Source organism: Lysobacter helvus (genome assembly GCF_018406645.1).
GTDB classification, from domain to species: Bacteria; Pseudomonadota; Gammaproteobacteria; order Xanthomonadales; family Xanthomonadaceae; genus Noviluteimonas; species Noviluteimonas caseinilytica.
Window position 1 is genome coordinate 2,572,727 of sequence record NZ_AP024546.1, and the last position, 25,227, is coordinate 2,597,953.

General features: G+C 67.9%; 28 protein-coding genes. 18 read left to right on the forward strand and 10 right to left on the reverse strand.

The annotated features are described in order from the left end of the window. Window positions 1-74: 74 nt before the first annotated feature. Both LYSHEL_RS12460 and LYSHEL_RS12465 read left to right on the forward strand, forming a co-directional pair. Window positions 75-1,589, forward strand: coding sequence for a fumarate hydratase (locus tag LYSHEL_RS12460; protein WP_213437826.1), 1,515 nt, complete (start codon window positions 75-77; stop codon window positions 1,587-1,589). Beyond that, complete coding sequence (locus tag LYSHEL_RS12465) at window positions 1,586-1,981, forward strand: hypothetical protein (RefSeq protein ID WP_213434351.1); 396 nt, start codon at window positions 1,586-1,588, stop codon at window positions 1,979-1,981. The genes LYSHEL_RS12460 and LYSHEL_RS12465 overlap by 4 nt, the downstream gene beginning before the upstream one ends. Here LYSHEL_RS12465 and LYSHEL_RS12470 read toward each other — a convergent pair whose 3' ends face one another. The 3 genes from LYSHEL_RS12470 to LYSHEL_RS12480 form a co-directional block, all read right to left on the reverse strand. Next, the gene (locus tag LYSHEL_RS12470) at window positions 1,982-3,262 is read right to left on the reverse strand and encodes a mechanosensitive ion channel family protein (protein ID WP_244858751.1); all 1,281 of its coding nucleotides are present in this window, start codon (window positions 3,260-3,262) and stop codon (window positions 1,982-1,984) included. It abuts the gene before it with no gap. A 35-nt stretch (window positions 3,263-3,297) separates the two neighbouring features. Further along, on the reverse strand, window positions 3,298-4,563 hold the full coding sequence (locus LYSHEL_RS12475; RefSeq protein WP_213434353.1) for a phospholipase D-like domain-containing protein: 1,266 nt from the start codon (window positions 4,561-4,563) through the stop codon (window positions 3,298-3,300). 93 nt (window positions 4,564-4,656) lie between these two features. Continuing rightward, window positions 4,657-5,145 carry a DUF456 domain-containing protein gene (locus LYSHEL_RS12480; RefSeq protein WP_213434354.1) on the reverse strand — a complete coding sequence of 163 codons (489 nt, stop codon included), beginning with the start codon at window positions 5,143-5,145 and terminating at the stop codon, window positions 4,657-4,659. A gap of 130 nt (window positions 5,146-5,275) precedes the next feature. Here LYSHEL_RS12480 and LYSHEL_RS12485 point away from each other — a divergent pair, with 130 nt between their 5' ends. Further along, the gene (locus tag LYSHEL_RS12485) at window positions 5,276-5,485 is read left to right on the forward strand and encodes a cold-shock protein (protein WP_213434355.1); all 210 of its coding nucleotides are present in this window, start codon (window positions 5,276-5,278) and stop codon (window positions 5,483-5,485) included. 65 nt (window positions 5,486-5,550) lie between these two features. Here the strand turns inward: LYSHEL_RS12485 and LYSHEL_RS12490 are convergent, their stop codons facing one another. The 3 genes from LYSHEL_RS12490 to LYSHEL_RS12500 form a co-directional block, all read right to left on the reverse strand. Next, window positions 5,551-6,639, reverse strand: coding sequence for a M35 family metalloendopeptidase (locus LYSHEL_RS12490; protein WP_213434356.1), 1,089 nt, complete (start codon window positions 6,637-6,639; stop codon window positions 5,551-5,553). A 271-nt stretch (window positions 6,640-6,910) separates the two neighbouring features. Next, window positions 6,911-7,384: a glycine zipper 2TM domain-containing protein gene (locus tag LYSHEL_RS12495; protein ID WP_213434357.1), complete on the reverse strand. Its 474-nt coding sequence runs from the start codon at window positions 7,382-7,384 to the stop codon at window positions 6,911-6,913. 157 nt (window positions 7,385-7,541) lie between these two features. Beyond that, window positions 7,542-7,958, reverse strand: a complete 417-nt coding sequence (locus tag LYSHEL_RS12500) for a cytochrome c (RefSeq protein WP_213434358.1) — start codon at window positions 7,956-7,958, stop codon at window positions 7,542-7,544. Between the two features lie 52 nt (window positions 7,959-8,010). Between LYSHEL_RS12500 and LYSHEL_RS12505 the strand changes: the two genes are divergently transcribed. Further along, complete coding sequence (locus LYSHEL_RS12505) at window positions 8,011-8,856, forward strand: tRNA threonylcarbamoyladenosine dehydratase (RefSeq protein ID WP_213434359.1); 846 nt, start codon at window positions 8,011-8,013, stop codon at window positions 8,854-8,856. Here LYSHEL_RS12505 and LYSHEL_RS12510 read toward each other — a convergent pair. Then, window positions 8,786-9,565 carry a TatD family hydrolase gene (locus LYSHEL_RS12510; RefSeq protein ID WP_213434360.1) on the reverse strand — a complete coding sequence of 260 codons (780 nt, stop codon included), beginning with the start codon at window positions 9,563-9,565 and terminating at the stop codon, window positions 8,786-8,788. The two genes, LYSHEL_RS12505 and LYSHEL_RS12510, sit on opposite strands and share 71 nt — an antisense overlap. Before the next feature lie 4 nt (window positions 9,566-9,569). Continuing rightward, window positions 9,570-9,788, reverse strand: a complete 219-nt coding sequence (locus LYSHEL_RS12515) for a DUF6116 family protein (protein ID WP_213434361.1) — start codon at window positions 9,786-9,788, stop codon at window positions 9,570-9,572. 194 nt (window positions 9,789-9,982) lie between these two features. Here LYSHEL_RS12515 and LYSHEL_RS12520 point away from each other — a divergent pair, with 194 nt between their 5' ends. The 6 genes from LYSHEL_RS12520 (at window position 9,983) to LYSHEL_RS12545 (ending at window position 17,728) form a co-directional block, all read left to right on the forward strand. After that, window positions 9,983-10,810: a glycine zipper 2TM domain-containing protein gene (locus LYSHEL_RS12520; protein ID WP_213434362.1), complete on the forward strand. Its 828-nt coding sequence runs from the start codon at window positions 9,983-9,985 to the stop codon at window positions 10,808-10,810. Between the two features lie 157 nt (window positions 10,811-10,967). After that, window positions 10,968-12,131, forward strand: a complete 1,164-nt coding sequence (locus tag LYSHEL_RS12525) for an acyl-CoA dehydrogenase family protein (protein ID WP_213434363.1) — start codon at window positions 10,968-10,970, stop codon at window positions 12,129-12,131. A 17-nt stretch (window positions 12,132-12,148) separates the two neighbouring features. Further along, window positions 12,149-12,706, forward strand: coding sequence for a GNAT family N-acetyltransferase (locus tag LYSHEL_RS12530; protein WP_213434364.1), 558 nt, complete (start codon window positions 12,149-12,151; stop codon window positions 12,704-12,706). Continuing rightward, window positions 12,703-13,359, forward strand: a complete 657-nt coding sequence (locus LYSHEL_RS12535) for a glutathione S-transferase family protein (RefSeq protein WP_213434365.1) — start codon at window positions 12,703-12,705, stop codon at window positions 13,357-13,359. The genes LYSHEL_RS12530 and LYSHEL_RS12535 overlap by 4 nt, the downstream gene beginning before the upstream one ends. Then, window positions 13,356-15,476: a DUF3857 domain-containing protein gene (locus LYSHEL_RS12540; RefSeq protein WP_213434366.1), complete on the forward strand. Its 2,121-nt coding sequence runs from the start codon at window positions 13,356-13,358 to the stop codon at window positions 15,474-15,476. Before LYSHEL_RS12535 ends, LYSHEL_RS12540 begins: the two co-directional genes overlap by 4 nt. Further along, a complete protein-coding gene (locus tag LYSHEL_RS12545; RefSeq protein WP_213434367.1) occupies window positions 15,473-17,728 on the forward strand; it encodes a thiamine pyrophosphate-dependent enzyme in 2,256 nt (751 codons plus the stop codon). The genes LYSHEL_RS12540 and LYSHEL_RS12545 overlap by 4 nt, the downstream gene beginning before the upstream one ends. Window positions 17,729-17,737: 9 nt before the next feature. Here LYSHEL_RS12545 and ygfZ read toward each other — a convergent pair whose 3' ends face one another. After that, the gene (gene ygfZ, locus LYSHEL_RS12550) at window positions 17,738-18,499 is read right to left on the reverse strand and encodes a CAF17-like 4Fe-4S cluster assembly/insertion protein YgfZ (protein WP_244858538.1); all 762 of its coding nucleotides are present in this window, start codon (window positions 18,497-18,499) and stop codon (window positions 17,738-17,740) included. 211 nt (window positions 18,500-18,710) lie between these two features. Here ygfZ and LYSHEL_RS12555 point away from each other — a divergent pair, with 211 nt between their 5' ends. The 6 genes from LYSHEL_RS12555 to LYSHEL_RS12580 are packed head-to-tail and all read left to right on the forward strand — an operon-like array spanning window position 18,711 to window position 22,562. Further along, a complete protein-coding gene (locus LYSHEL_RS12555; protein ID WP_213434369.1) occupies window positions 18,711-18,872 on the forward strand; it encodes a DUF1674 domain-containing protein in 162 nt (53 codons plus the stop codon). Window positions 18,873-18,931: 59 nt separating this feature from the next. Further along, window positions 18,932-19,318, forward strand: coding sequence for a succinate dehydrogenase, cytochrome b556 subunit (gene sdhC, locus LYSHEL_RS12560; RefSeq protein ID WP_213434370.1), 387 nt, complete (start codon window positions 18,932-18,934; stop codon window positions 19,316-19,318). After that, window positions 19,318-19,704 (forward strand): succinate dehydrogenase, hydrophobic membrane anchor protein, encoded by a 387-nt coding sequence (gene sdhD / locus LYSHEL_RS12565; RefSeq protein ID WP_213434371.1) that lies wholly within the window; start codon window positions 19,318-19,320, stop codon window positions 19,702-19,704. Before sdhC ends, sdhD begins: the two co-directional genes overlap by 1 nt. A gap of 4 nt (window positions 19,705-19,708) precedes the next feature. Beyond that, window positions 19,709-21,514 carry a succinate dehydrogenase flavoprotein subunit gene (gene sdhA / locus LYSHEL_RS12570; RefSeq protein ID WP_213434372.1) on the forward strand — a complete coding sequence of 602 codons (1,806 nt, stop codon included), beginning with the start codon at window positions 19,709-19,711 and terminating at the stop codon, window positions 21,512-21,514. Window positions 21,515-21,528: 14 nt separating this feature from the next. Further along, window positions 21,529-22,314: a succinate dehydrogenase iron-sulfur subunit gene (locus tag LYSHEL_RS12575; protein WP_213434373.1), complete on the forward strand. Its 786-nt coding sequence runs from the start codon at window positions 21,529-21,531 to the stop codon at window positions 22,312-22,314. After that, window positions 22,314-22,562 (forward strand): FAD assembly factor SdhE, encoded by a 249-nt coding sequence (locus tag LYSHEL_RS12580; RefSeq protein WP_213434374.1) that lies wholly within the window; start codon window positions 22,314-22,316, stop codon window positions 22,560-22,562. The genes LYSHEL_RS12575 and LYSHEL_RS12580 overlap by 1 nt, the downstream gene beginning before the upstream one ends. Before the next feature lie 18 nt (window positions 22,563-22,580). On the opposite strand, the gene LYSHEL_RS12585 is transcribed toward LYSHEL_RS12580, so the two are convergent. Continuing rightward, window positions 22,581-22,802: a hypothetical protein gene (locus LYSHEL_RS12585; protein ID WP_213434375.1), complete on the reverse strand. Its 222-nt coding sequence runs from the start codon at window positions 22,800-22,802 to the stop codon at window positions 22,581-22,583. 328 nt (window positions 22,803-23,130) lie between these two features. On the opposite strand from LYSHEL_RS12585, the gene rimP reads away from it, so the two are divergent. Then, a complete protein-coding gene (gene rimP, locus LYSHEL_RS12590) occupies window positions 23,131-23,688 on the forward strand; it encodes a ribosome maturation factor RimP (RefSeq protein WP_213434376.1) in 558 nt (185 codons plus the stop codon). 48 nt (window positions 23,689-23,736) lie between these two features. Beyond that, on the forward strand, window positions 23,737-25,224 hold the full coding sequence (nusA, locus tag LYSHEL_RS12595) for a transcription termination factor NusA (RefSeq protein ID WP_213434377.1): 1,488 nt from the start codon (window positions 23,737-23,739) through the stop codon (window positions 25,222-25,224). The last annotated feature ends 3 nt before the right edge of the window (window positions 25,225-25,227 follow it).

Genomic DNA, 25,227 nt, shown 5'->3' on the forward strand with positions numbered 1-25,227 from the left:
GAATCGCGCCCCTCGCATCCCGTCCCCGGCTGTCCGTGACCCCCCACCAAGCTTCGCCGCGCCCCGCGGGCCCCGTGTCGATCCGCCAGGAAGACCTGGTCCAGTCCATCGCCGACGCGCTGCAGTACATCTCGTACTACCACCCCGTCGACTACATCCGGAACCTGTCCGCCGCCTACGACCGCGAGGAAAGCCCGGCCGCGAAGGACGCGATCGCCCAGATCCTGATCAATTCGCGCATGTGCGCCGAAGGCCACCGGCCGATCTGCCAGGACACCGGCATCGTCACCGTGTTCCTCACCATCGGCATGGACGTGCGCTGGGACGACGCGACGATGGGCGTGGAAGACATGGTCCACGAAGGCGTGCGCCGCGCGTACAACCATCCCGACAACAAGCTGCGCGCGAGCGTGCTCGCCGATCCGGCGGGCAAGCGCACCAACACGAAGGACAACACGCCCGGCGTGGTCAACGTGAAGGTGGTGCCGGGCAACACCGTCGACGTGATCGTGGCGGCGAAGGGCGGCGGCTCGGAAGCCAAATCGAAGTTCGCGATGCTCAATCCGTCCGACTCGATCGTGGACTGGGTGCTCAAGACGGTCCCGACGATGGGCGCCGGCTGGTGCCCGCCGGGCATGCTCGGCATCGGCATCGGCGGCACCGCCGAGAAGGCGATGCTGCTGGCGAAGGAAGCGCTGATGGAGCCGATCGACATCGTCGAGCTGCAGCAGCGCGGCGCGTCCAATCGCGCCGAGGAACTGCGCCTGGAGTTGTACGACAAGGTCAACGCGCTCGGCATCGGTGCGCAGGGCCTGGGTGGCCTCACCACCGTGCTCGACATCAAGGTCAAGGATTACCCGACGCACGCGGCCAACCTGCCGATCGCACTCATCCCGAACTGCGCCGCCACGCGCCACGCGCATTTCACGCTCGATGGCAGCGGCCCGGTGATGCTGGACCCGCCGTCGCTCGAAGACTGGCCGACGCTCACGTACGACGCGTCGAAGGGCCGTCGCGTGGATCTCGACACGCTGACGAAGGCCGACCTCGCCACGTGGCAGCCCGGCGAAGTGCTGCTGCTCAACGGCAAGCTGCTCACCGGTCGCGACGCCGCGCACAAGCGCATCGTCGGCATGCTCGACAAGGGCGAACCGCTGCCCGTCGACCTGCGCGGGCGTTTCATCTACTACGTCGGCCCGGTCGATCCGGTGCGCGACGAAGTCGTCGGCCCCGCGGGCCCGACCACCGCCACGCGCATGGACAAGTTCACCGAACAGGTGCTCGAACAGACGGGCCTGCTCGGCATGGTCGGCAAGGCCGAACGCGGCCCGGCGGCGATCGAGGCGATCCGCAAGCACGGCTCGGCCTACCTGATGGCGGTGGGCGGCGCGGCGTACCTGGTGTCGAAGGCCATCAAGGCGGCGAAGGTCGTCGCGTTCGAGGACCTGGGCATGGAAGCGATCTACGAATTCACCGTGCAGGACATGCCGGTGACGGTCGCCGTCGATTCGCAGGGCACGTCGGTGCATCGCACCGGCCCCGCGGAATGGCAGGCGCGCATCGGCAAGATCCCCGTGGTCGTCGAGTGATCGCGCCGGCCATCCTCGACGGCGAGGGGTTCAAGGTCCGCATCGAACACCACTACGGCTACCTGCGTGCGTACGTGCACGACGGGCGCGACTCGCTGCAGGTGTCGATCGCGATGTGGAAGCTGTTGTCGGAACAGTGCGCCAAGCATGGCGTGAAGCGCCTGCTCGTGGTCGAGGACCTGGCGTCCACGGTGGACGTCGACGACATCGCGAAGGTGGTCGATGCGATGGCGGATTTCGGCTTCGCGAAGATCCGCACCGCGTTCGTCGAATTGCAGTCCGACATCCAGGGCAGCGAGCTCGGCGAGATCCTCGCGAGCGAGCGCGGCGTCACCGTGCACGTGTCGGGCGACGAGGTCGCCGCGCGCCACTGGCTGATGTACGGCGAGTAGTTACTGCGGCGTCGCCGCGTTGCGGTCGTCCAGCAGGTTTTCGGCATCGTTCGCGCGCTGCGCGGCGGCCAGTTGCGCGTCGATTTCCTTGTCCACCGACGTGTCGGCGGGCGCGGCCTGTTCTTCCTGCGGCGCGTGCATCGGGATTTCCGCCGCCGGCGGCTGCGTGCCCGCGCGGCGCACGCCGTGGTCGTCCAGCGCGCCTTTCACCGCGCGCATCGCCGCGCTGCGCGTGCGCGCGACGCTGTTGGCCTTCTGGTCCACCCAGCCGAAGAACTGCACCGTCATGCGATCGGGCAGGTATTCGGTGACGAGCGCGTAGGGCGCCGGATCGGCCAGCACGCCTTCGATGCCTTCCACCGCGGCCAGGCCGACGCGTTGCGCATCGCCGACCGAGGCGTTGGGATCCAGCGGCACGAGGAAATCGAACCGGCGCTTCGGGTTCTCGGTGTAGTTGAGCACCACCGAGCGGAACACGAGCGCATTCGGCAACGCGATCTGGTTGCCGTCGAGCGTCATCAGCAGCGTTGCGCGCGAGGTGAGCGCGACCACCTTGCCTTCGTGCACGCGATCGATCAGCACGTGGTCGCCCGGCGCGAACGGCCGGCGCAGGCTGAGCAGGATGCCGGCGACGTAGTTCTCGGCGATGTCCTTGAACGCGAAACCGAGCACCAGGCCGATCACGCCCGCCGAGCCCAGCACCGCGCCCACCAGCGACGAGGCGCCCAGCAGGTCGAGCGCGATCAGCACGCCCGCCAGCACCACGGCCCACTGCACGATGCGCTGCACCAGGCCTTCCATGTACGGGTTGTCGCTGTGCACGCGCTGCAGCCAGCGCGTGCGGCGCGACAAGGCGCGGCCGATCCACACGCTGGCCAGCACGATCAGCAGCGCCACGATCAGCAACGGCGTGGCGGCCACCAGGCGCACCAGTTTTTCGCCGACCGCCGTCCACGCCACCGCGAAGCGATCCTTGAGGCGCGCGCTCAACGTGATGCGGTTTTCGACGCTGCTCACGCCCGGCGTCTGCGCCGCGATGGTGACGGCCAGCTTGAGGTCGGCCGGCGCGATCACTTCGCCATGCAGCAGCGCGACGCCGTCGATGACGCTGGATTCGACGTCGCGCAGTTCCGGGACGGCGTCGAGGCGCGCGTCCAGGCGCTTGCCGGTGGCGAGGTCGGACGCGACGGTGGTCGCCGGGGCGGGCGCCACCGTGGCGGGCGTGGCGAAGGCGAAGGCGCTCAGCGAAACGAGCAGCAGCGCTGCGAAGACCCGGACCATGGACACCGTCGAGCGTGGGGGACGAGCGCCGGAGTCTACAACTGCGACTTGATGGGCAGCACGAACTTCTCGTACAGCTTGTCCTTCAAGGGACGGTTCTTCCACGTTTCGTACGTGTAGCGCTGCGTCGGCTTGAGGTCCTGTTCGAACACTTCCGTCATGCGCTCGGCGAAGGCCGGGTCGTAGGCGTTGAGGCTCGCTTCGTCGTTGAGCTGGAAGCTGCGCAGGTCGAAGTTGGTGGAGCCCACCGAGACCATCAGCTTGTCCACGATCAGCATCTTGTTGTGGAACATGGTCGGTTCGTATTCGTAGATCTCGATGCCGGCCTGCAGCATCGGGCCCCAGTCGGCCTTGGACGCGTGGCGCGCGGCGTCCGAATCGGTGTTCTTGCCCGGCACCAGCACGCGGATCTTCACCCCGCGCTTGCGCGCGGCGAGGAACGCCTGCGTGATCAGCTCGTCGGGGATGAAGTACGCCGCTTCCAGGTCGATCGTCTTGTCGGCCGCGGCGATCGTCATCAGGTACATCAGGTGCATGCTCTCGCTGCCGCCGCTCGGCGAGCTGGTGAACATGTGCGCATCGATGTCGCCCACTTTCTCGAGCGCGGGGAAGTTGTCGACGCCGTTGAGCACTTCGCCCGTCGTCTTGATCCAGTTGTCGTTGAACGCGGCCTGGAACTGCGCCACCACCGGGCCTTCGACGCGGAAGTGGATGTCGCGCCAGTGGTCCTTGTCCTGCGCGTTGCCTTGCCAGGGATCGCCGATGCCCACGCCGCCGGTGAAGCCGATGCGCCCGTCCACGATCAGCAGCTTGCGGTGCGTGCGGTTGTTCATGCGCGCCAGGTTGTACCAGTGCAGCGGACGGTAGCGCTGGACGTTCACGCCCGCGGCCTGCATCTGCTTGAGCAGGGTCTCGTCCATGTTGTAGCTGCCGGCCCAGTCGATCGTGACGTGCACTTTCACGCCGGCCTGCGCGCGCTCCGACAGCGCGGCGGCGAACTCCTTGCCGATCTGGCCTTCCCACCAGATGTAGGTTTCGAAGCTGATCGTCTTCTTCGCGCCGCGGATGGCGTCCAGCATCGCCGGGAAGATCTCCGCGCCGTTGTTGAGGTCCTTGATGGTGTTGCCGGAGATGATCGCCGGCCCCATCAGCACGCCCATCTCGCGGCGGAACTGCGGGTCGTGCACGGCGAAGCGGTGCTCGACCTTGCGCTCGAGTTTTTTCTCCGGCTTGGCGAAATTCAAGCCGAGGATCACGAGAAAACCGGTCACCAGGACCGTGATGACGATCGTTGTCAGCATGCGCTTCCTGCTCCAGACCATGGTGCCCCCACGAAGTTGCGCCACGGTACGGAAGCGGCTGCACGCCGCATGTGAATGCGCAGGCCGCGCGCGTCAGTAATACCAGTCGAACGCGAACACCCCGAGCATCGCGAACGCGAGCCCCAGCTTCAGCACCACCGCGAGCACGATGCCCAGCCACGTGCCGAAGCCGACCTTCGTCGCCTGCGGCAGGTCGCGGCCGTGCAGCAGTTCGCCGATCAGCGCGCCGGCGAACGGTCCGATGAACAACCCGAACGGCGGGAACACGAACAGGCCCGCGAACGTGCCGAGGATCGCGCCGATGATCGCCTTGCGACTCGCGCCGACCCGCTTGGCCCCGTGCGCCGTGGCCCAGAAGTCGATCGCGAACGACAGGGCCGTCATCAGGCCGAGGATCACGAGCGCGACCGGCCCGACTTGCTGGAAGCCCCCGGCCCACGCCGCCAGCAGCATCCCGGCGAACACCAGCGGCAAGCCGGGCAGGGCGGGAAGCACCACGCCGACCAGGCCGACGATCACGAGCAGGGCGGCGAGGCCGTAAAGCAGGGTTTGCGGGGGCATGCGAAGGGCCTCTGGCAGGGGGTTGGGGGGCGCATTCATGCCCGTTGCATTTTCACGGACCCGGGCGTACGGTGCGGCCGTTTCGCCGGGGTCCCGGCGGAGCAGCCACCGTACCGAGGGAGCGCCACCGATGTCGAACCGCGAAACCGGGACCGTCAAATGGTTCAACGATGCGAAGGGCTTCGGCTTCATCAGCCGCGAGAGCGGCGATGACGTCTTCGTCCACTTCCGCGCCATCCAGACCCAGGGCTTCAAGAGCCTGAAGGAAGGACAGCAGGTCACTTTCATCGTCGTGCAGGGCCAGAAGGGACTGCAGGCGGACCAGGTGCAACCGGTCTGACGCGCCCGCATCGTCGTGCATGAAAAAACCCGGCCCATCGGCCGGGTTTTTTCTTTCCATCGCGATCAGTTCTGGTGCGGGTTGTTTTCCGCGAAGTACTCGTGGCTGTCGGCGTTGTCGAGCGCGGAGTCCGGATCGGAGAGCGCCAGGCTCTTCGCACCCGATTGCCCGTACACGTGGTCGTCGGTGCCGGCGGTGACGTTGAAGTGGCTGGTTTCGTGGATCAGCGTGCCGGCCTTGGAATCGGTACCGGTCAGCGGTGCCGACCAGAACGCGCGGCAGACGAAGATCTCGTACGGCCGGGTCGGATACACGTAGGCGTAGTAGCTCTGGTTGCAGCCGCAGTTGATCTTGATCTGGCCACCGCTCTGGTCGAGCGCGGCGTCGATCGAGGTGAAGTGCGACTTGGCGGTGTTGTAGCGCGTGCTCGTGTACGCGCCGAACCACGTCGTGTAGCGCGGACCGACGGTGCCGGTGTTGAGGTAACCCTTGGCGTTCTCGGAATACACGCGCGCCTGCACGACCGCATCGCCCGCGCCGGTGATCTGCGTGCTGCTGCAGCCTACGAAGCTCACGCCGTTGACGACCGTCGTGCCGCCGCCGCCGGGCTTGCCCTTCGCAGCGTTGGTGTTCTTGCCGAGGCGATCGCCGCCATCGATCCACATCCGCACCGGCACCGACTTGGCGATCATCGGCGCGCCGGACCCTTGGCGCAGCATTTCGCCCGTCGACAACGATGCGTGCTGCAGCGGCGAGTCGAACGCGACGGTGTAGTCGCCGCTGGCGCTCAGGTCGTACGCATCGCCGAGGTCGACGCGCGCGGTGCGCGTTTCGCCGGCGCGCAGGATCGCGAAGTCCGCCGACGACGGCAGCGCGCGCTTCACCAGCGGGCCTTCGTACTGGACGGGCTTGCCGTCGCGCGACACCGAGAACAGCTTGGATTCGGCCAGCGCTGACGGCAGTTCCCACGCGGGAACGCGCACGGTGTGGCGGCTGGTGTTGGTGACGGCGACTTCGAACACACCGTTGCCGAGGCCGACCAGGCTCACCTGCAAGGGATTGGTGCGGGCCGACGGCGGCGCGGCGACGGCGGCGGCGATGGCGCCGGCGAGGATCGCGGTGGCCGCGACGGTATGGCGGACGGACAGAGTCATTGGAACCCCCGAACAGTGGAAAGGGACGCCCGTGGCGGGCAAAGGGAACTGCGGGTGGGGACTGCTGGTTGTGTCTTGCAATGGACCCGCCGGGGGGCGGGTGTCCCCGACCTTAGTCCCCGCCGACCCGCGCCGCACCTTGCGGCGCAGCACGCCCGGCCGCTTGTGCCCGCGCGCGCGTGACGGGAGCGCCAACGCAGAAGGCCGCCCGGGCGGGCGGCCTTCCGGAGGCGTCGAATGGTCGGCGCCGGGTGGTTGTCGGTTGCGCGGATCAGCGCGTCCAGACCTGGCCGTTGTAGACGCGCACGTAGCTGCCTTCGCGGATGCTGCCGATGTCGGCCTGGTTGATCGAGACGTTCTGGCCGTTGTCCATGCGCACGTAGACGACGTAGTTGTTCGCCTTGTTCTGCATGTTCTTCTGGATCGCGTTGCCGGCCACGGCACCGGCGACGGCGCCCGCGACGGTCGCGGTGTTCTGCTTGCCCTTGCTTTCATCGTTGGTGAGCGCGCGGCCCGCGGCGGCGCCGACGACGCCACCCAGCACCGCGCCCGTGGCGCCACTGGTCTGGCCCGTGCCGCCCACCGCATCGATGCGCGTCACGGTGCCGCAGTCGTAGCAGGTGGCGCTGTTCGACGGCGGATAGGTGTTCGGCGCCGGCGAACCGGAGTAGCTGGGCGAGGTGGAAGCGCAGCCGGCGAGGGCGAGCGAAGCGATGGTCGCGGCGCTGATCAGACGAATGTTCATTGCGTGGCTCCTGGAGGGGTCACTGTTGAGGACGACCCGACGCTAGGGGCGCAGCGGTGAACGACGCGTAGATCGCAAGGCTGTGTGTCAGACGCCATTCAGACGCAACGCGCGGTTCAACGCGCGTTGCGGAATGTCACCGTGTCTTCGCGCGCGCTTAGTTGCGGAAGTCCTGGTGGCAGGCCTTGCAGGAGTCGTCGATGTTCTTCACGACGGCGACCAGGCCTTCGCAATTGAGCGGCGGATTGGCGCGCGCGGTGTCGAGCGTCGCGCGGAAGTTGCTCGCGGCCTTGGCGAAGCGCGCGTCGTCCTTCAGGTCGGGGAACGCCGACTCCAGGTCGCTCGCGGTGGTGCGCAGCGCGGACAGGTGCGGGAGGGTGTCGGTGGCGTTGCAGCGATTGGCCTGCACGTCGTCGCGCAGTTGCTTGAAGTGGTAGCCCTGCACGTGCATCAGCGCTTCGGGGAAGGGATCCTGCCGCGCCTGCCAGGCACGCATGCCCATGACGGTGGCCACCACGCCGACCACCAGGCCGATGGCGAAAAGGAAGAAGTACCGCGCACCCGTGCCTGCCATGTCGAATCCCTCCGGTCGAATGGCCCGCACCTTACCAATAGAATGCGTGCGCATGCGACACGACCTCAGGGAACGCTTCGCCGGGATCGACCGGCTCTATGGCCGCGGCACGGTCGAAACCCTCGACCGGCGCCGCGTGGCCATCGTCGGGCTGGGCGGCGTGGGGGCGTGGGCGGCCGAGGCCCTGGCGCGCACCGGGGTGGGGCACCTGACCCTGATCGACGCCGACGACCTGTGCCTGTCCAACACCAACCGCCAGCTGCCGGCCATCGCCGGGCAGTACGGGCGCAACAAGGCCGAGGCGATGGCCGAGCGCTGCCGCGCGATCCATCCGCAGATCGACGTGGATCCGGTGCAGCACTTCCTGACGACGTCCAACCTCGAGTCGCTGCTGGACCGCAACTTCGATCTGGTGCTGGATGCCTGCGACAGCTTCCGCACGAAAGTGGTCTCGATCGCGTGGTGCCGCCGCCGCAAGCTGCCGATGGTGACGGTGGGCTCCGCGGGCGGGCGCACCGATCCGACGCAAGTGCGCGTGCGCGACCTGTCGCGCACCGAACACGATGCGATGCTGTCGCTGATCCGCAAGAAGCTGCGCAGCGAATTCAATTTCCCGCGCAGCCCCGACCGCTATTTCGGCGTGTCGGCGATCTATTCGCTGGAGAACGTGCGCTATCCACAGGCCGACGGCAGCGTGTGTGGCGTGCGGCCGGCGATGGATAAAGATGCCGCGCTGAAACTCGATTGCGGTGCGGGGCTCGGTGCGGCGACGCATGTCACCGGCGCGTTCGCGTTCGCGGCGGTGGGGCGCGCGATCGAGTTGTTGCTCAAGCCGCGGAAGGATGCGCCGGAAGCGAAAACAGACGCTCCGCATTCCGCGTCGTCGCCTGCGCAATGACGTCGGGGGCTTCGCCCCGCAATTCCGCGATCACCTTAAGCACGCGCAGGATGCGCGCGGGTTCGTTGCGCTGGCCGCGATGGTCGGCGTCGGGCTGGTCGGGCGCGTCGGTTTCGAGCAGCAGCGTGTCGAGCGGGACGTTCGCGGCGACGCGGCGCACCTTGTTCGCGCGTTCGTAGGTCACCGGGCCGCCGATACCGACCAGGAAACCCAGGTCCGCCAACTGGCGCGCCTGTTCCACGCTGCCGGGATAGCTGTGGATGACGCCGCGCAGCTTGCCGACCTTCTTGATGGCGACCATCACCGCATCGAGTGCGCGCCGTGCGTGCACGACGACGGGCAGGTCGAAGTCGCGCGCCAGGTGCAGTTGCGCTTCGAAATACTTCGACTGCGTATCGGGATCCAGGCCTTCGACGTAGTAATCCAGCCCGCATTCGCCGACGGCGACGGGGCGTTCGCGTTCGATCCAGTCGCGCAGTTCGCGCAGGTGCGCGTCGCGATGGCGTTCGATCAGCAGCGGATGCAGGCCGTAGGCGGGGAACAGGCCCGCGTCGCGTGCGCACGCCTCGCGCAGGGCAGGCCACGTCGCGGCTTCGATCGCGGGCACGATCTGCCGCGTGACGCCCGCGGCGCGCGCGCGTGCGATGACCGCATCGCGGTCGGCGTCGAACTCGGGGACGTCGAGGTGGCAGTGCGTGTCGACCAGCATCGGATCAGCGGCGATCGTCCTTGTCGATGACGTCGGGACCCTTGCGCTTCTTCAGGTTGGCCAGCAGCAAGGTGCCCAGGCCGAGGAGGATTTCATCGGCGAAGGGAATGATGTCCGGCACCAGCGTGTCGACGATGAACAACCCGGCGGCCAGCAGGAACAGGCGCGGATAGCTCAACTTCGACACGTAGCGCATCACGGGCGCGAGGAGCGGGTTGGCCATCGGGCTTGTTTCCCATGCGACGAATGGACGAACGCTAGCACGCACCTCGTGTATTCGTGGCCCCATTCACGGTTTGGTAAATATTGCGTAAAGAAAAGAGGGTTTCGTTCAGCCGCACAGTGGTGGAATCGCGCCGCACCCAGCAATGCACCGCCGGGAATGGACTGAAACCCCAGGAGCCCAGGAGGCCCCAGATGAAGAACAACACCCTCGCCATTGCCCTGGCCGCGCTGCTCGTGGGTGGCGTCGCCACTGCGGCCTTCATGAACAATCGTTCGTCGCAGCCGGCCAACGCCGACATCGCAACGCCGCCGGCGTCGCTGGCGACCGATGCCTCCATCGCCGGCGCCGACATGGCCGCCAACGATTCCGCGATCCCGGCCTCGGGCCGCGTCGAATACGCGGACGTCGTCAACGTCAAGCCGATCACCAAGAAGGAAGCGCTGTATGCGCAGGTCATCGGCACCGAACCGGTCCGCGAAACCAGCACCACCTCCTCGCCGCGTGAAGTCTGCAACGACGTCGTCGTGCAGGAACGCGCGCCGGAACGCGACGGCAACGTCGGCGGCACCGTGGTCGGTGCGGTCGTCGGTGGCCTGCTCGGCAACCAGGTCGGCAGCGGCAACGGCAAGAAGGCCGCCACCGTCGCCGGTGCGGTCGCCGGTGGCTTCGCCGGTCGCGAGATCGACAAGCGCCACGTCGGTGGCCAGGTCGTGGACAAGACCGAGCGCCAGTGCCACACCGAAACCTCGACCTCGCAGTCCTCGCGCACCGTCGCCTACAACGTGACCTACCGCAATCCGGACGGCACCACGGGCACGATGCGCACGGGCGACAAGCCGGGCAGCCGCATCAACCTCGGCAGCGAGAGCAAGACGGTCGGCTATGACGTCACCTACCGCTACGACGGCGCCGAACACACCATCCGCATGGACGACAAGCCGGGCGACCGCCTGCCGGTCATCGATGGCCAGGTCGTCACCCAGGTGGCCGCGGCCGCCGGTTCCAACGACAACGGTTGATCCACGCGCGAGCGCAATCGCGTGCTTTTCCCCGAGGGGCCGGTCCAACCGGCCCCTTTTTTTTGCCCGCCTCGCGCAAGTAACCGGTTACGCGGGGTGCCGCCGCCGGGACGCCCCTCGTACAATGCGCGGCTTCCGCCGCTCCGAGCTGTCCCCCATGGCCCTGCACCCCTACGACCTGTTCGACGTCCGTTCGCTGCTGACCGAAGAGGAGCAGGCCGTCCAGGACACCGTGGCGCGCTTCACGGACGAACGCGTGCTGCCGATCATCGGCGATGCCTTCGACCAGGGCCGCTTCCCGAAGGAACTGGTCGGCGAGATCGCCGAACTGGGCCTGCTGGGCTCCTCGCTCCCGGAGAAGTACGGCTGCGCCGGCCTCAACGCCGTCAGCTACGGCCTGATCTGCCAGGAACTGGAACGCGGCGACAGCGGCATCCGCAGCTTCGTCAGCGTGCAGTCCTCGCTGTGCATGTACCCGATCTTCGCCTACGGCACCGAAGAACAGCGCATGCGCTGGCTGCCGGACATGGCGAAGGGGAAGGTCATCGGCTGCTTCGGCCTGACCGAGCCGCAGGGCGGGTCGGATCCGGCCAACATGAAGACCAACGCGCGCCGCGACGGCGACGACTGGATCCTCAACGGTTCGAAGATGTGGATCACCAACGGCAACCTCGCCGACATCGCGATCGTGTGGGCGCAGACCGACGACGGCATCCAGGGCTTCGTCGTCGAGAAGGGCATGGCCGGGTTCGCCGCGCAGGAGATCAAGCACAAGATGTCGCTGCGCGCGTCGGTGACCAGCGCGCTGTTCTTCGACAACGTGCGCGTGCCCGAAGCCAACCGCCTGCCCAACGTGAAGGGCCTCAAGGGCCCGCTGGGTTGCCTGACGCAGGCGCGCTACGGCATCACGTGGGGCCCGATCGGCGCCGCCATCGCGTGCCTGGACGAAGTGCTGCACTACACGAAGGAACGCATCCTGTTCGGCCGCCCCGTCGCGGCCACGCAGAGCGCGCAGATCAAGATGGCCGAGATGGCGCGCCGCATCACGCTGGCGCAGATGCTCGTGCTGCAGCTGGGTCGCCTGAAGGACGCCGGCAAGATGCAGCCCTCGCAGGTGTCGCTGGCGAAGTGGAACAACTGCCGCATGGCCATCGACATCGCGCGCGAATGCCGCGACCTGCTCGGCGGCGCCGGCATCACCACCGAGCACGGCGCCATCCGCCACGCGCTCAACCTGGAATCGGTGATCACCTACGAAGGCACGGAAACCGTGCACCAGCTGGTGATCGGCCGCGAGCTCACGGGCATCAGCGCGTTCTGACCAACGACGGGGCGCCGATGTCCGCAGTCAACAGGCTCGATACACGGCTCGAAACCCCGCGGCTGCTGCTGCGCGTGCAGCGTGCCGAAGACTTCGACTATTTCGCCGAACTGCAATCGGACGAGGAAGCCTGCCGCTACATCGGTGGCACCTCGCCGCGCGCCGCGGCATGGCGCAAGTTCCTGCAGATGCCCGGTGCCTGGGTGCTGCAGGGCTTCGGCATGTTCGCGGTGATCGAGAAGTCCAGCGGCGAGTGGATCGGCAACATCGGCCCGTGGCAGCCCGAAGGCTGGCCCGGCACCGAAGTGGGCTGGGCGCTGCGCCGCAAGGCCTGGGGCAAGGGCTATGCGCTCGAAGCCGCCACCGCCGCGATCGACTGGGCCTTCGACGAGTTGGGCTGGACCGACGTGATCCATTCGATCGACTACGAGAACTTCGGCTCGCAGGAACTCGCACGCCGCCTGGGATCGCGCAACCGCGGCCCCGGCAAGTTGCCTGCACCGTTCGAAGACGTCCCGATCGAAATCTGGGGCCAGACGCGGGACGAGTGGAACGCACGGCGCGCGCAGCGATGAACACGCAGGCGCCCGTCACCGTCCACGGCTTCTCGCCTTCGGGCAACTGCCACAAGGTGCGCCTGCTGCTCGAACACCTGGGCCGCCCGTTTCGCTGGATCGAAACGCGCAGCGACCAGGGCGCCACGCACACGCCTGACTTCCTCGCGCTCAATCCGAACGGCAAGGTGCCCGTGCTGGTGCGCGACGATGGCGCCGTGCTCACCGAATCCAACGCGATGCTGTGCTGGCTCGCCGACGGCACGCAGTACCTGCCGGCCGATGCGTGGGCGCGCGCGCAGGCGCTGTCGTGGATGTTCTTCGAGCAGTACAGCCACGAACCTTTCGTCGCCGTCGCGCGCTTCATCGCCGGCTGGACGCCGCTGGATTCGCCGCGCCGCGCCGACCTGCCGCGCCTGCGCGAGCGTTCGCACGGCGCGCTCGCGGTGATGGAACGCCATCTTTCCACGCACGCGTGGTTCACCGGCGAGCGCTACGGCGTCGCCGACATCGCGCTGTTCGCCTACACCGATGTCGCACCGCATGGCGGCGTGTCGCTCGAACCGTACCCCGCAATCCGCGCCTGGCTGGGGCGCGTGCGCGCAACGCCGGGGTTCGTGGAGATGGTCGGCCTGGACGCCGAAGCCGCCGAGCGCGTGGCGCGCACCGCATGAACCTCCGCGCGTCGCTCGCGATCCTCCTGCTGGCTTGCCTGCTGATCGCGAGCCCGAGCTTCGCCGCGACTCCGCACACGCTCACCCCCACGCCCGCCTGGGTCCATCTCGCGCCGATGCCCGCGGCGGCCGATGCCGCGCCGACGAGCGATGGCACGCGCTACCTGCTGCTCGACGACCAGGTGGACACCACGCAGGCGCAACCGGTCTGGTATCGCCGCTTCGCCACGCGCATGGACGGCCCGCGTGCGCTCGCCGAAGGCGGGCAGGTGTCGATCGCGTTCCAGCCCGATTACCAGCGCGTCGAGTTGCACACGCTCGACGTGTGGCGCGACGGCCAGCGCATCGATCACCGCCGCGATGCGCAGCTGCAAGTGCTGCGGCGCGAAGAAGACCTGGACTCGGGCATCTTCGACGGCGAGAACACGCTGAGCATCACGGTGCCGGACGTGCGCGTGGGCGACATCGTCGATGTCAGCTTCAGCACCGTGGGCGCCAATCCGGTGTTCGGGCGTGCGTACTTCGACAGCTATCGCGCGCGCTTCAGCACGGCGCTGGGCTATCGCCGCGTGCGTGCGCGCTTCGATGCCGATGCGCCGCTGTTTGCGCGTGCGCCGACCACCGATTACACGCGCAAGGAAGGCGAGGAGGGCGGGCATCGCTACGTCGAATTCGTCGCGCATCGCCTGCACCGCGTTGCGGCCGAAGACGACATGCCGTCGAGCTTCGACCCGTGGGGCCGCATCGACCTGTCGACCGCGCGCACGTGGTCCGACATCGTCGCCTGGGCCTTGCCGATGTACCGGCCGCACTTCAGCGACCGCGCGCTCGCGCAGAAGCTGGTGCACGACCTGCGCCTGGACGACAAGGACCCGCGCGCCGCGATGATGCGTGCGATCGCCTTCGTCGAAGGCCAGATCCGCTACACCGCGCTGGACATGGGCAAGAATTCGCACGAGCCCAACGCGCCCGAAACCGTCATCGCGCGCCGCTTCGGCGACTGCAAGGACAAGTCGCTGCTGTTGTCGGCGCTGCTGGCCGAAGCGGGCATCCGCGCCGAGCCCGTGCTCGTCGACACCGAGGCCCGCAGGTCGCTCGCCGGCCGGCAACCGAGCGCGACTGTGTTCGACCACGTGGTCGTGCGCGCGCACCTCGGCGACCAGGTCGTGTGGATCGATCCCACGCGCGATCCCGAAGCCGACGCACTGGCCGATCGCACGCCGCTGCCGTTCGAACTCGGCCTGCCGATCTGCGAAGGCTGCGACAAGCTCGTCGCGATCCCGCAACCCCTGCCGCGCCGTCCCGAGGTCGACGTCGGCCAGCGCATCGCATTGCATGAAGACGACAAGGGCTATCGCGCCGATTTCGTCGTGGTCAGCGATTACCGCAACGAGAAGGCCGACGACGTCCGCGACGATTTCGCCGACGGCGCCGAAGACCCGGCCACGCGCTACCTCACCTACATGCGCCGCTACTACGCCGGCCTGCGCAGCGCGGGCACGCCGTCGTTGCGCGAGCGCGACGCCAGCGTGGGCGCCGTGCGCACCACCGAACGCTATTCGCTGCACTGGCCCGCCTCGCAGGGCGCGGACTTCGACATCGTGCTGTTCCAGCTGATCGACTGGTTGCCGGACCTCGACCTGGACGTGCGCACGATGCCGCTTGCGCTCGAAGGCCCGCGCAGCGGGCGGCAGGTCGTACGCACGCACCTGGGCAGCGGCTGGGACATCCCGGCGAGCGACGACACCGTCGCGAACGCGTACTTCACCTTCCACCGCACGGTGCGCGTGGTGGGCGACACGCTGGAGATCGTCGGCGAATGGAAGCGCCTGGCGGCCGAAGTCCCGCCCGCCGACTACGCGCGCGTGCGCGACGACGTGGATCGCATCCAGGCCTTGATGCGCTATTCCGTCGAGATCGGCGCGGAGGCCGCCGACGCCGCCGACGCGCCGGGCAACCCCTGGAACAACGCCGCGCCCTGGCGCTGGATCGCGCTGGCGTTGCTCCTCACCACTTTCCTGCTCGCCGTCGTCGTGCGACGGCAGGGCACGCAATTGCGCCGCCATGCCTCCGCGTGGCGTTCCCCCCGCACCCCTTCGCCCGAGAGTCGCCCATGACCGTCATCCCCGCCCGCATGAAGGGCCTCAACCGCGCCGAGATCTGCGACGTCAACTTCCAGGAATTCGTGCGCGACTGGAACGGCCACGCCGACGCCGCACCCGCGCCGCACGAAGCGATCCTCGACGGCAGCGCGCTCGATGCGCAGGGCTTCCGTGCGTTGTTCGAATCGCAGCTGATCTCGCGGCACCTCGACCTGATGGCGCGCGTGCTGCGCGTGCAGAACAAGGTCTTCTACACGATCGGGTCCAGCGGCCACGAAGGCAACGCGATGGTCGCGCGCCTGACGCGCCACACCGATCCGGCGTTCCTGCATTACCGCTCGGGCGGCTTCATGGCCGAGCGCTTCCGCAAGTTGCCGGGCATGGATCCGATCATGGATTCGGCGTTGTCGTTCGCCGCGAGCGCGGAAGATCCCGCGTCCGGCGGCCGCCACAAGGTGTGGGGCAGCAAGCCGTTGTGGGTGTTGCCGCAGACCTCGACCATCGCCTCGCATTTGCCGAAGGCGTTCGGCACCGCGATCGCGATCGAGCAGGGCCCGCGCATCGGCCATGCATTGCCGATCCCCGACGACAGCATCGTCGTGTGCTCCTTCGGCGATGCGTCGAGCAACCACGCCACCGCGCAGACCGCGTTCAACGCCGCCGCGTGGACCGCGTACCAGAAGCTGCCAGCGCCGGTGCTGTTCGTGTGCGAGGACAACGGCATCGGCATCTCGGTGAAGACGCCGACGGGCTGGGTGGGGCAGAACTTCAAGGACCGCAAGGACCTGGATTACTTCTACGCCGACGGCCTGGACCTCGCGAACGGCTACGGCGACGTGCAGGCCGCGGTGGAGCATTGCCGCCGCACGCGCCGCCCGACGTTCCTGCACCTGCGCACCACGCGGATCATGGGCCACGCCGGCACCGACTTCGAAATCGAATGGCGTTCGATCGAAGAGTTGTGCGCGGTGGAGGCGAGCGATCCGCTGCTGCGTTCGGCGGCGATCGCGCTCGAGTCGGGCCTGATGTCGAAGGACCAGATCCTCGCGCTGTACGAAGACACGCGGAAGAAGTGTTTCGCCGCGGCCGAAGACGCCGACAGCCGCCCGCGCCTGACGAAGCTCGAAGATGTCATGGCGCCGCTCGCGCCGTATTCGCCGGACGCCGTGCGCGCCGAAGCGACGCGCGTGCCCGACGCCGCGCGCCGCGAACAGGTGTTCGGCGGCGAGGCGAAGCTGCCGGAGAAGCAACTGCCGCGCCACCTCGCGATCCAGATCAACAACGCGCTGCACGATCTGTTCGTGAAGTATCCCGAAGCGCTGCTGTTCGGCGAGGACGTCGCGCAGAAGGGTGGCGTGTACACGGTGACCAAGGGCCTGCACAAGGCGTTCTCGAACCGCCGCGTGTTCAACACGCTGCTCGACGAAACGGTGATCCTGGGCCTGGCGCAGGGCTACGCGAACATGGGGATGCTGCCGTTCCCCGAGATCCAGTACCTGGCGTATTTCCACAACGCCTGCGACCAGATCCGCGGCGAGGCGGCGAGCCTGCAGTTCTTCAGCAACGGCCAGTACCGCAACCCGATGGTGATGCGCATCGCCTCGCTCGGTTACCAGCGCGGCTTCGGCGGGCATTTCCACAACGACAACTCGATCACCGCGTTGCGCGACATTCCCGGCCTGGTCGTCGGTTGCCCGTCGCGCGGCGACGATGCCGCGATGATGTTCCGCACGCTCGCGGCGTTGGCGAAGGTCGACGGCCGCGTGTGCGCGGTACTCGAACCGATCGCGCTGTACATGACGAAGGACCTGTACGAAGCGGGCGACGGCGGCTGGCTCACCGAGTACCCCGCGCCCGACCAGGCGATGACGCTCGGCGAAGGCCGCGTCTACGGCGAAGGCGACGACCTGGTGATCTTCACCTTCGGCAACGGCGTGCCGATGAGCCTGCGCGCCGCGCGCGAGATCCAGCGCAAGCACGGCTGGAAGACGCGCGTGGTGGACCTGCGCTGGCTGGTGCCGCTCAACGATGCGTTCATCCGCGACCAGGCGAAGAACGCGAAGCGCATCCTCATCGTCGACGAAGGCCGCAAGAGCGCGGGCGTGAGCGAAGGCGTGATCACCGCGATCGTGGAAGGCGGTTACGCCGCGCGCCCGTTCCAGCGCGTGGTGGGCGCCGATACGTTCACGCCGTTGGCGGGGGCTGCGTTCCTGGTGATTCCGTCGGACGAGGACATCGTCGCCGCCGCGGATCGCATCGCCGGTTGATCGCGGTCGTTACCGCGCGAGCCCCGCCAACAAGGCGCGTTCGCGCAGTGCGATCCCGCTTGCGCTGATCGCCGCATCGGGCCGTTCGACCGGCAACACGGCGAGGACGACATGGCCTTCGCCGTTGCGCGCCGTGCTCACGACCTGACCGAGCGCGCCGGCGCCGACTTCGACCGAAACCCCGACGTCCGGCGCCTGCGCGGCTTCGAACAACGCCAGCCCACGCTTGGCCTGCCCGAGGAAATGGGTGCGCGCGACGATCTCCTGGCCCGGATAGCAGCCCTTCTTCACGCTGAAGGCCCCGATCCGGTCGAGCGACAGCTGCTGCGGCGTCCACTGTTCGGCCTGCGAGGCCGGCAGGCGCGGGAAGCCCAGGCGCAGGTCGCCCGCGGCCCAGCGCGTTTCCGAATCCGGGTCGACGCCGGCCTGCACGGAGGCGATCCGCAACGTGCGCGGCACGCCGAAGCCGCTGAAATCGAACTCGACGGCAGAAGCTTCGTCGCCCGCGAACTGGGCGCCGACCGCCACCGCGGGCGCCTCGAACGCACCGCTCGCATGCAGGTCGTCACGCAGCGCCACGCTGAGCTGGCGACGCAGCACATAGCGCTGCAGCGCGGCCGCAAGGGCTTCTGCGTCGGCATCCGGCACGATCAGCCACAAGGTGTCCGCTGCCATCCGCGCCAGCGCGAACAGGGCGATCACGCGCCCCTTGGGTGTCAGCCACCCGTTCCACTGCCAGCGTCCGGGGGCCACGCCCTCGACGTCGTTCATGCACTGTGCCTGCGCGAACGCCACCGCGTCGCGCCCGGACAAGGCGATCACGCGATGGCCCGGCAAGGCGAAGCGGGGGGCGGGCGCAAGGGCGTCCGAAAGCTCTGAAATGGACTGCGGGTTGTTCGGCATCCGTGGCGGGACTTAAACTTCGCGGGCTGTGACGACGCAAATCATAGGTCAATCCGAACCACGTACCGACGCGCAAGGCGTGCCCGATGGGGCACAGTCGACGGCGCCGGAGGGCAAGCCCGTCGATGGCGACGTGCCCGCGCCCGTGGAAATCGGGGGCCGCAAGGGGCCGGACGGTCGACAGATCGATCCCACGCGCTTCGGCGATTGGGAAAAGAACGGCCGCTGCATCGATTTCTGACGCTCGCCCCGCAAGACACCTCGAAAGCACACCGCGCCACTGACGAAGGACCAGCCACGATGGCGACCCGCGAACGTCCCCTGTCCCCGCACCTGCAGGTGTATCGCTGGCAGATCACGATGACGATGTCGATCCTCCACCGCGTCAGCGGTGTCGGACTGACGATCGGCGCCTTCGGCCTCGCCTGGTGGTTGCTGGCGATGGCGCAGGGTGGCGAAACCGCCGGCCGCGCGATGCACATCGTCGGCTCGCCCGTCGGCCTGTTCCTGCTGTTCGGCTTCTCGCTCGCGCTGGTCTACCACCTGCTCAACGGCATCCGGCACCTGATGTGGGATGCCGGCCGCGGCTACGACATCCCCGAGGTCTACAAGTCGGGGTACACGGTGGCGGCGCTCACGGTGGTGTTCACCGCGCTGATCTGGGTGCTTGCCCTGGGGGTGGTGTGATGCGGAACGACCTGCGCACGCCGCTCGGCCGCGCCCGCGGCCTGGGCTCCGGCAAGACCGGCACCGAACACTTCTGGATCCAGCGCGTCACCGCAGTCGCGCTCGCGCTGCTGGTGCCGTGGCTGATCGGCATGCTCGTCTCGATGGCCGGCAGCGACGCGCAGACCGCGCGCGAAACGCTTGCGCGGCCGTGGAACGCGATCCTGCTGTCGGCGTTCTCGATCGCGATGTTCTGGCACGCCAAGCTCGGCATCCAGGTCGTCATCGAGGACTACGTGCACACGCGCGCCTCCGAAGTGGCGCTGCACCTGCTCAACACCTTCCTGTGCACGCTCGGCGCGATCGCGTCGGTGTACGCGATCGCCCGCATCGCGCTGACGGCCTGACGACATGACCTCTCCGAACGTTCCTTCCGCCTACAAGATCACCGAACACAAGTACGACATGATCGTCGTCGGCGCCGGCGGCGCCGGGTTGCGCGCCACCTTCGGCCTCGCGCAGAAGGGCCTGCAGACCGCGTGCATCACCAAGGTGTTCCCGACGCGCTCGCACACCGTGGCGGCGCAGGGCGGCATCTCCGCCGCGCTCGGCAACATGGGCGAGGACGACTGGCGCTTCCACTTCTACGACACCATCAAGGGGTCGGACTGGCTGGGCGACCAGGATGCGATCGAATACATGTGCCGCGAGGCCATCCCCGCGATCATCGAGCTCGAGCACCAGGGCGTGCCGTTCTCGCGCACCGAAGACGGCAAGATCTACCAGCGTCCCTTCGGCGGCATGACCACGCACTACGGCAAGGGCATCGCGCAGCGCACGTGCGCCGCGGCCGACCGCACCGGCCACGCGATCCTGCACACGCTGTACCAACAGTCGCTCGCGCACGACGCGCGCTTCTTCATCGAGTACTTCGCGCTCGACCTGATCATGGACGAGGAGGGGGCCTGCCGCGGCGTGCTCGCGCTGGACCTGGCCGAAGGCACGTTGCACCTGTTCCGCGCGCAGGGCGTGGTGCTGGCCACTGGCGGCTACGGCCGCGCGTATTTCTCGGCCACGTCCGCGCACACCTGCACGGGCGACGGCGGCGGCATGGCGCTGCGCGCGGGCCTGGGCATGCAGGACATGGAGTTCGTGCAGTTCCATCCCACCGGCATCTACGGCGCCGGTTGCCTGATCACCGAAGGCGTGCGCGGCGAAGGCGGCATCCTGCGCAACGCCAACGGCGAGCGCTTCATGGAACGCTACGCGCCGAACGCGAAGGACCTCGCCTCGCGCGACGTCGTCTCGCGTTCGATGACCATCGAAATCCGCGAAGGCCGCGGCGTCGGTGCGCACAAGGACCACATCAACCTGGACCTCACGCACCTGGACCCGAAGGACATCCACGAAAAGCTCCCCGGCATCGCCGAGAGCGCGCGCATCTTCGCGGGCGTGGACGTGGAGAAGGAACCGATCCCGGTCATCCCCACCGTCCACTACAACATGGGCGGCATCCCGACCAACTACCACGGCGAAGTCGTGCAGCTGCGCAACGGCGATCCCGACGCGGTGGTGCCGGGCCTGTACGCGATCGGCGAAGCCGCGTGCGTGTCGGTGCATGGCGCCAATCGCCTGGGTTCGAACTCGCTGCTCGACCTGGTCGTGTTCGGCCGCGCGGTCGCCAACCGCTGCGCCGAGACGATCAAGCCGGGCGGCCCGCACAAGCCGCTGGCCTCGGACGCCTGCGACAAGTCGCTGGCCAACCTGGATCGCGTGCGCAACGCGCGCGGCTCGCTGCCCACCGCCGAGATCCGCAACAACATGCAGCGCGCCATGCAGGCCGACGCCGCGGTGTTCCGCACCGGTGAAACACTGGCCGAGGGCGTGAAGAAGATCCGCGAGATCCACGCCTCGTTCGCCGACGTGCGCGTGACCGACCGCTCGCTGGTCTGGAACTCCGACCTGGTCGAAAGCCTGGAACTGCAGAACCTGCTTGGCCAGGCGCTCACCACGATCGTGTCCGCCGAGAACCGCACCGAATCCCGCGGCGCGCATGCGCGCGAGGATTTCCCGGATCGCGACGACACGCAGTGGCAGAAGCACAGCGTCTGCTGGGTACACGAAGACGGGACCACCGAGATCGACTATCGCCCGGTGCACATGTACACGCTCAGCGGCGACGTCGACGTCGTTCCGCCGAAGCCGCGCGTCTACTGATCGGGAGATCACCCATGGCCGAATTCGCACTCCCGAAGAACTCCAAGATCCAGCCGGGCAAGCATTTCCCGGCGCCCGCCGGCGCGACGAAGGTGCGCACCTTCAAGGTGTACCGCTGGAACCCCGACGACGGCTTGAACCCGCGCGTGGATACGTACGACGTGGACCTGGCGACGTGCGGCCCGATGGTTCTCGACGCGCTGATCAAGATCAAGAACGAGATCGATCCCACGCTCACGTTCCGCCGTTCGTGCCGCGAAGGCATCTGCGGCTCGTGCGCGATGAACATCGACGGCACCAACACGCTGGCGTGCACGCGCGCGATCAGGGACTGCACCAAGCCCGAAGTGCCGATCTATCCGCTGCCGCACATGTCGGTGGTGAAGGATCTCGTGCCGGACATGACGCACTTCTACGCGCAGTACGCGTCGATCCGCCCGTGGCTGCGCACGCAGACCCCGGCGCCGCCGGACCGCGAACGCCTGCAGTCGAAGGAAGACCGCGCGCTGCTCGATGGCCTGTACGAATGCATCCTGTGCGCGTGCTGCTCCACGAGCTGCCCGAGCTACTGGTGGAACGGCGACCGGTACCTGGGTCCCGCGATCCTGTTGCAGGCCTACCGCTGGATCGTCGACTCGCGCGACGAAGACACCGGCGCGCGCCTGGACGAACTGGAAGACCCGTTCAAGCTCTATCGCTGCCACACGATCATGAACTGCGCGCGGACCTGCCCGAAGGGCCTCAACCCGGCGCGGGCGATCGGCGAGATCAAGCAGTTGATGCTGGCCAGACGAGGCTGATGGACGACGAGACCGAGATCCGCAAGCTGCGCTGGCGCTGTCGGCGCGGCATGCGCGAGCTCGATCAGTTGCTGGAGCGCTGGCTCGACACGCGATGGCGCACGTCGTCGCCGCAGGAACGCGACACGTTCCTGCAATTGCTCGATACGGAAGACGATCGGCTGTGGCGCTGGGTCCTGGGCCACGAGGTCCCGGAGGACGCCGCGCTGCGGCGCCTGGTCGAACGGATCACGTCGACGGCGCCCTGAGGCGCCGAATTCGCGGGATTACTTCGCGCCGGCCTGGTCCGAGGACGGACCCTGCGGCTGCACCGAGGCCTGGGCCTGGGCGGCTTCGGCGTCCGCGGCGGTCTTCGCCTCGCGCACGGCCTTCGCCTTGGCGACTTCCTGGAACACCAGCGTCGGGACGCGTTGCTGCGCCATCAGGGAGGTGCCGACGCAGCAGGACGCCAGCAGCATGACGGCGACGAGAGTCTGGACGCGGGGCATTGGGAACTCCGGGGAACGCTGGGGGATGGCGCGCACCGTAGAGCAGCGCTCGTCCACGCCAGGTGAGCGCAATCCTCCAATTGGGTGACACGCGTTTGCCGATGGCCAAGTGTTCAGGCTTGCCCCTCGGGGTTGCCGTGAACGGGGCAGGGGACTACACTGCGCGCCGCACCAGCTCCCCGGGCTGGCGATCAAGGGCTCCTCGGAGCCTTTTTTCATTCGGGGACGCGGGCTTGGAGGCGCTGCAGCACGGGCGCCCCGCCGACATCCAGTTGTATCGGACAAGGGGCCCGCCGGGCCCCTTTTTGTTTTTCCGACCCGGACCCACATGACCGACAAAGCGAGCGAAATCTCAGCCTTGCTGGCCCCGACCGTCACGTCGCTGGGCCTGGAACTGCTCGGCGCCGACTATCTCCCGTCGCCCGGCGGTGCCGTGTTGCGCCTCTACATCGACGTGCCGGAAGCCGAGGCCGCCGAGCGCAACGTCGGCATCGAGGATTGCGAAGCCGTCAGCCGCGAGGTGTCCGCGCAGCTCGACGTCGAGGATCCGATCAGCGGCAACTACACGCTCGAAGTGTCCTCGCCCGGCATCGACCGCCCGCTGTTCGCCCCCGCGCAGTACCAGCGGTTCGCGGGGCAGGTGGCGAAGGTGACGCTGAAGCTCCCGCAGGACGGCCGCCGCCGGCTGCAGGGCCGCATCGACGCCGTCGCCGGCGACACGATCACCTTCGATGTCGATGGGCAGCCGTTCGCGGTGTCCTTCGAGAACATCGAGAAGGCCAAGCTGGTGCCCGACTGGGCCGCGCTTGGCTTCGCACCCGCAAAAGACGCCAGTGGCCGCGATGCGCGCCCGGGCAAGAAAAAAGCCGCGAAGAAGAAGTCGTAAGACCCGCGCTTCGCAACGCAACCCGCATTTCGTAGAGAGACTTTCACGATGTCCAAAGAACTCCTGCTTGTCGTCGACGCGGTCGCCAATGAAAAGGGCGTGCCCGAGTCCGTGATCTTCGAGGCCATCGAGGCCGCGCTGGCGTCCGCCGCCAAGAAGCGCTACCCCGACCAGGACGTGCTCGTGCGCGTGCAGATCGACCCGAAGGACGGCAACTACGAGACCTACCGCCGCTGGGAAGTGGTGGCCGACGACGTGGTCATGGAATCGCCCGACCGCCAGCTGCGCCTGATGGATGCGCTGGACGAAAGCGAAGGCGCCGAAGTGGGCGACTACATCGAAGAACAGATCGAAAACCCGGACTTCGGCCGCATCGCCGCACAGGCCGCCAAGCAGGTGATCGTGCAGCGCGTGCGCGAAGCCGAGCGCGCGCAGGTCGTGGACCAGTGGAAGGACCGCGTCGGCGAACTCGTCACCGGCATCGTCAAGCGCGCCGAGCGCGGCAACATCTTCGTGGACCTGGGCGGCAACGCCGAGGCCTTCATTCCGAAGGACAAGGGCATCCCGCGCGACGTGCTGCGCGCCGGCGACCGCGTCCGCGGTTACCTCTACGACGTGCGCACCGAACCGCGCGGCCCGCAGCTGTTCATCAGCCGCGCCGCGCCGGAATTCATGATCGAGCTGTTCAAGCTCGAAGTGCCGGAAGTCGGCCAGGGCCTGGTGGAAATCAAGGCCTGCGCGCGTGATCCGGGCGACCGCGCCAAGATCGCCGTGCTCGCGCACGACCACCGCACCGATCCGATCGGCGCGTGCATCGGCATGCGCGGTTCGCGCGTGCAGGCCGTGTCCAACGAGCTCAACGGCGAGCGCGTCGACATCATCCTGTGGAGCGACAACAGCGCGCAGTTCGTGATCAACGCGATGGCGCCGGCCGAAGTGCAGTCGATCATCGTCGACGAAGAAAAGCATTCGATGGACCTGGCGGTCGCCGAAGACCGCCTCGCCCAGGCGATCGGCAAGGGCGGCCAGAACGTGCGCCTCGCCAGCCGCCTGTCGGGCTGGCAGCTCAACGTCATGACCGCCGACCAGGTGCAGGCCAAGAGCGAAGCCGAGCAGACCGCCGCGCGCGGCCTGTTCATGGAAAAGCTGGAAGTCGACGAAGAGATCGCCGGCATCCTGGTGTCGGAAGGCTTCACCACGGTCGAAGAGATCGCGTACGTGCCGGTCGGCGAGCTGCTGGCGGTGGAGGGCTTCGACGAGGACATCGTCGAGGAACTGCGCGCCCGCGCCCGCGACGCGCTGCTCAACGAAGCGCTGGCGGTGGAAGAGGAACTCGACGAGCACCAGCCCGCCGAAGACCTGCTCTCGCTCGCGGGCATGGACGAGGCCACGGCCTACGTGCTGGCCTCGCGCGGCATCCGCACGCGCGACGACCTGGCCGACATGGCGGTGGACGAGATCACCGACATCGAAGACATGGATGCCGAGCGTGCCGCGGCCCTGATCATGGAAGCGCGCAAGCACTGGTTCGAGTAACAC

Coding starts and splice junctions, on each gene's coding strand:
- LYSHEL_RS12540 (WP_213434366.1), top strand. CDS start 13,356: ATGAACCTCCGCGCGTCGCTCGCGATCCTCCTGCTGGCTTGCCTGCTG.
- sdhC (WP_213434370.1), top strand. CDS start 18,932: ATGGCGACCCGCGAACGTCCCCTGTCCCCGCACCTGCAGGTGTATCGC.
- LYSHEL_RS12535 (WP_213434365.1), top strand. CDS start 12,703: ATGAACACGCAGGCGCCCGTCACCGTCCACGGCTTCTCGCCTTCGGGC.
- LYSHEL_RS12515 (WP_213434361.1), bottom strand. CDS start 9,788: ATGGCCAACCCGCTCCTCGCGCCCGTGATGCGCTACGTGTCGAAGTTG.
- LYSHEL_RS12530 (WP_213434364.1), top strand. CDS start 12,149: ATGTCCGCAGTCAACAGGCTCGATACACGGCTCGAAACCCCGCGGCTG.
- LYSHEL_RS12480 (WP_213434354.1), bottom strand. CDS start 5,145: ATGCCCCCGCAAACCCTGCTTTACGGCCTCGCCGCCCTGCTCGTGATC.
- rimP (WP_213434376.1), top strand. CDS start 23,131: ATGACCGACAAAGCGAGCGAAATCTCAGCCTTGCTGGCCCCGACCGTC.
- LYSHEL_RS12575 (WP_213434373.1), top strand. CDS start 21,529: ATGGCCGAATTCGCACTCCCGAAGAACTCCAAGATCCAGCCGGGCAAG.
- LYSHEL_RS12510 (WP_213434360.1), bottom strand. CDS start 9,565: ATGCTGGTCGACACGCACTGCCACCTCGACGTCCCCGAGTTCGACGCC.
- LYSHEL_RS12545 (WP_213434367.1), top strand. CDS start 15,473: ATGACCGTCATCCCCGCCCGCATGAAGGGCCTCAACCGCGCCGAGATC.
- LYSHEL_RS12580 (WP_213434374.1), top strand. CDS start 22,314: ATGGACGACGAGACCGAGATCCGCAAGCTGCGCTGGCGCTGTCGGCGC.
- sdhA (WP_213434372.1), top strand. CDS start 19,709: ATGACCTCTCCGAACGTTCCTTCCGCCTACAAGATCACCGAACACAAG.
- nusA (WP_213434377.1), top strand. CDS start 23,737: ATGTCCAAAGAACTCCTGCTTGTCGTCGACGCGGTCGCCAATGAAAAG.
- ygfZ (WP_244858538.1), bottom strand. CDS start 18,499: ATGAACGACGTCGAGGGCGTGGCCCCCGGACGCTGGCAGTGGAACGGG.
- LYSHEL_RS12505 (WP_213434359.1), top strand. CDS start 8,011: ATGCGACACGACCTCAGGGAACGCTTCGCCGGGATCGACCGGCTCTAT.
- LYSHEL_RS12475 (WP_213434353.1), bottom strand. CDS start 4,563: ATGCTGACAACGATCGTCATCACGGTCCTGGTGACCGGTTTTCTCGTG.
- LYSHEL_RS12520 (WP_213434362.1), top strand. CDS start 9,983: ATGAAGAACAACACCCTCGCCATTGCCCTGGCCGCGCTGCTCGTGGGT.
- sdhD (WP_213434371.1), top strand. CDS start 19,318: ATGCGGAACGACCTGCGCACGCCGCTCGGCCGCGCCCGCGGCCTGGGC.
- LYSHEL_RS12495 (WP_213434357.1), bottom strand. CDS start 7,384: ATGAACATTCGTCTGATCAGCGCCGCGACCATCGCTTCGCTCGCCCTC.
- LYSHEL_RS12525 (WP_213434363.1), top strand. CDS start 10,968: ATGGCCCTGCACCCCTACGACCTGTTCGACGTCCGTTCGCTGCTGACC.
- LYSHEL_RS12585 (WP_213434375.1), bottom strand. CDS start 22,802: ATGCCCCGCGTCCAGACTCTCGTCGCCGTCATGCTGCTGGCGTCCTGC.
- LYSHEL_RS12470 (WP_244858751.1), bottom strand. CDS start 3,262: ATGGTCCGGGTCTTCGCAGCGCTGCTGCTCGTTTCGCTGAGCGCCTTC.
- LYSHEL_RS12485 (WP_213434355.1), top strand. CDS start 5,276: ATGTCGAACCGCGAAACCGGGACCGTCAAATGGTTCAACGATGCGAAG.
- LYSHEL_RS12500 (WP_213434358.1), bottom strand. CDS start 7,958: ATGGCAGGCACGGGTGCGCGGTACTTCTTCCTTTTCGCCATCGGCCTG.
- LYSHEL_RS12490 (WP_213434356.1), bottom strand. CDS start 6,639: ATGACTCTGTCCGTCCGCCATACCGTCGCGGCCACCGCGATCCTCGCC.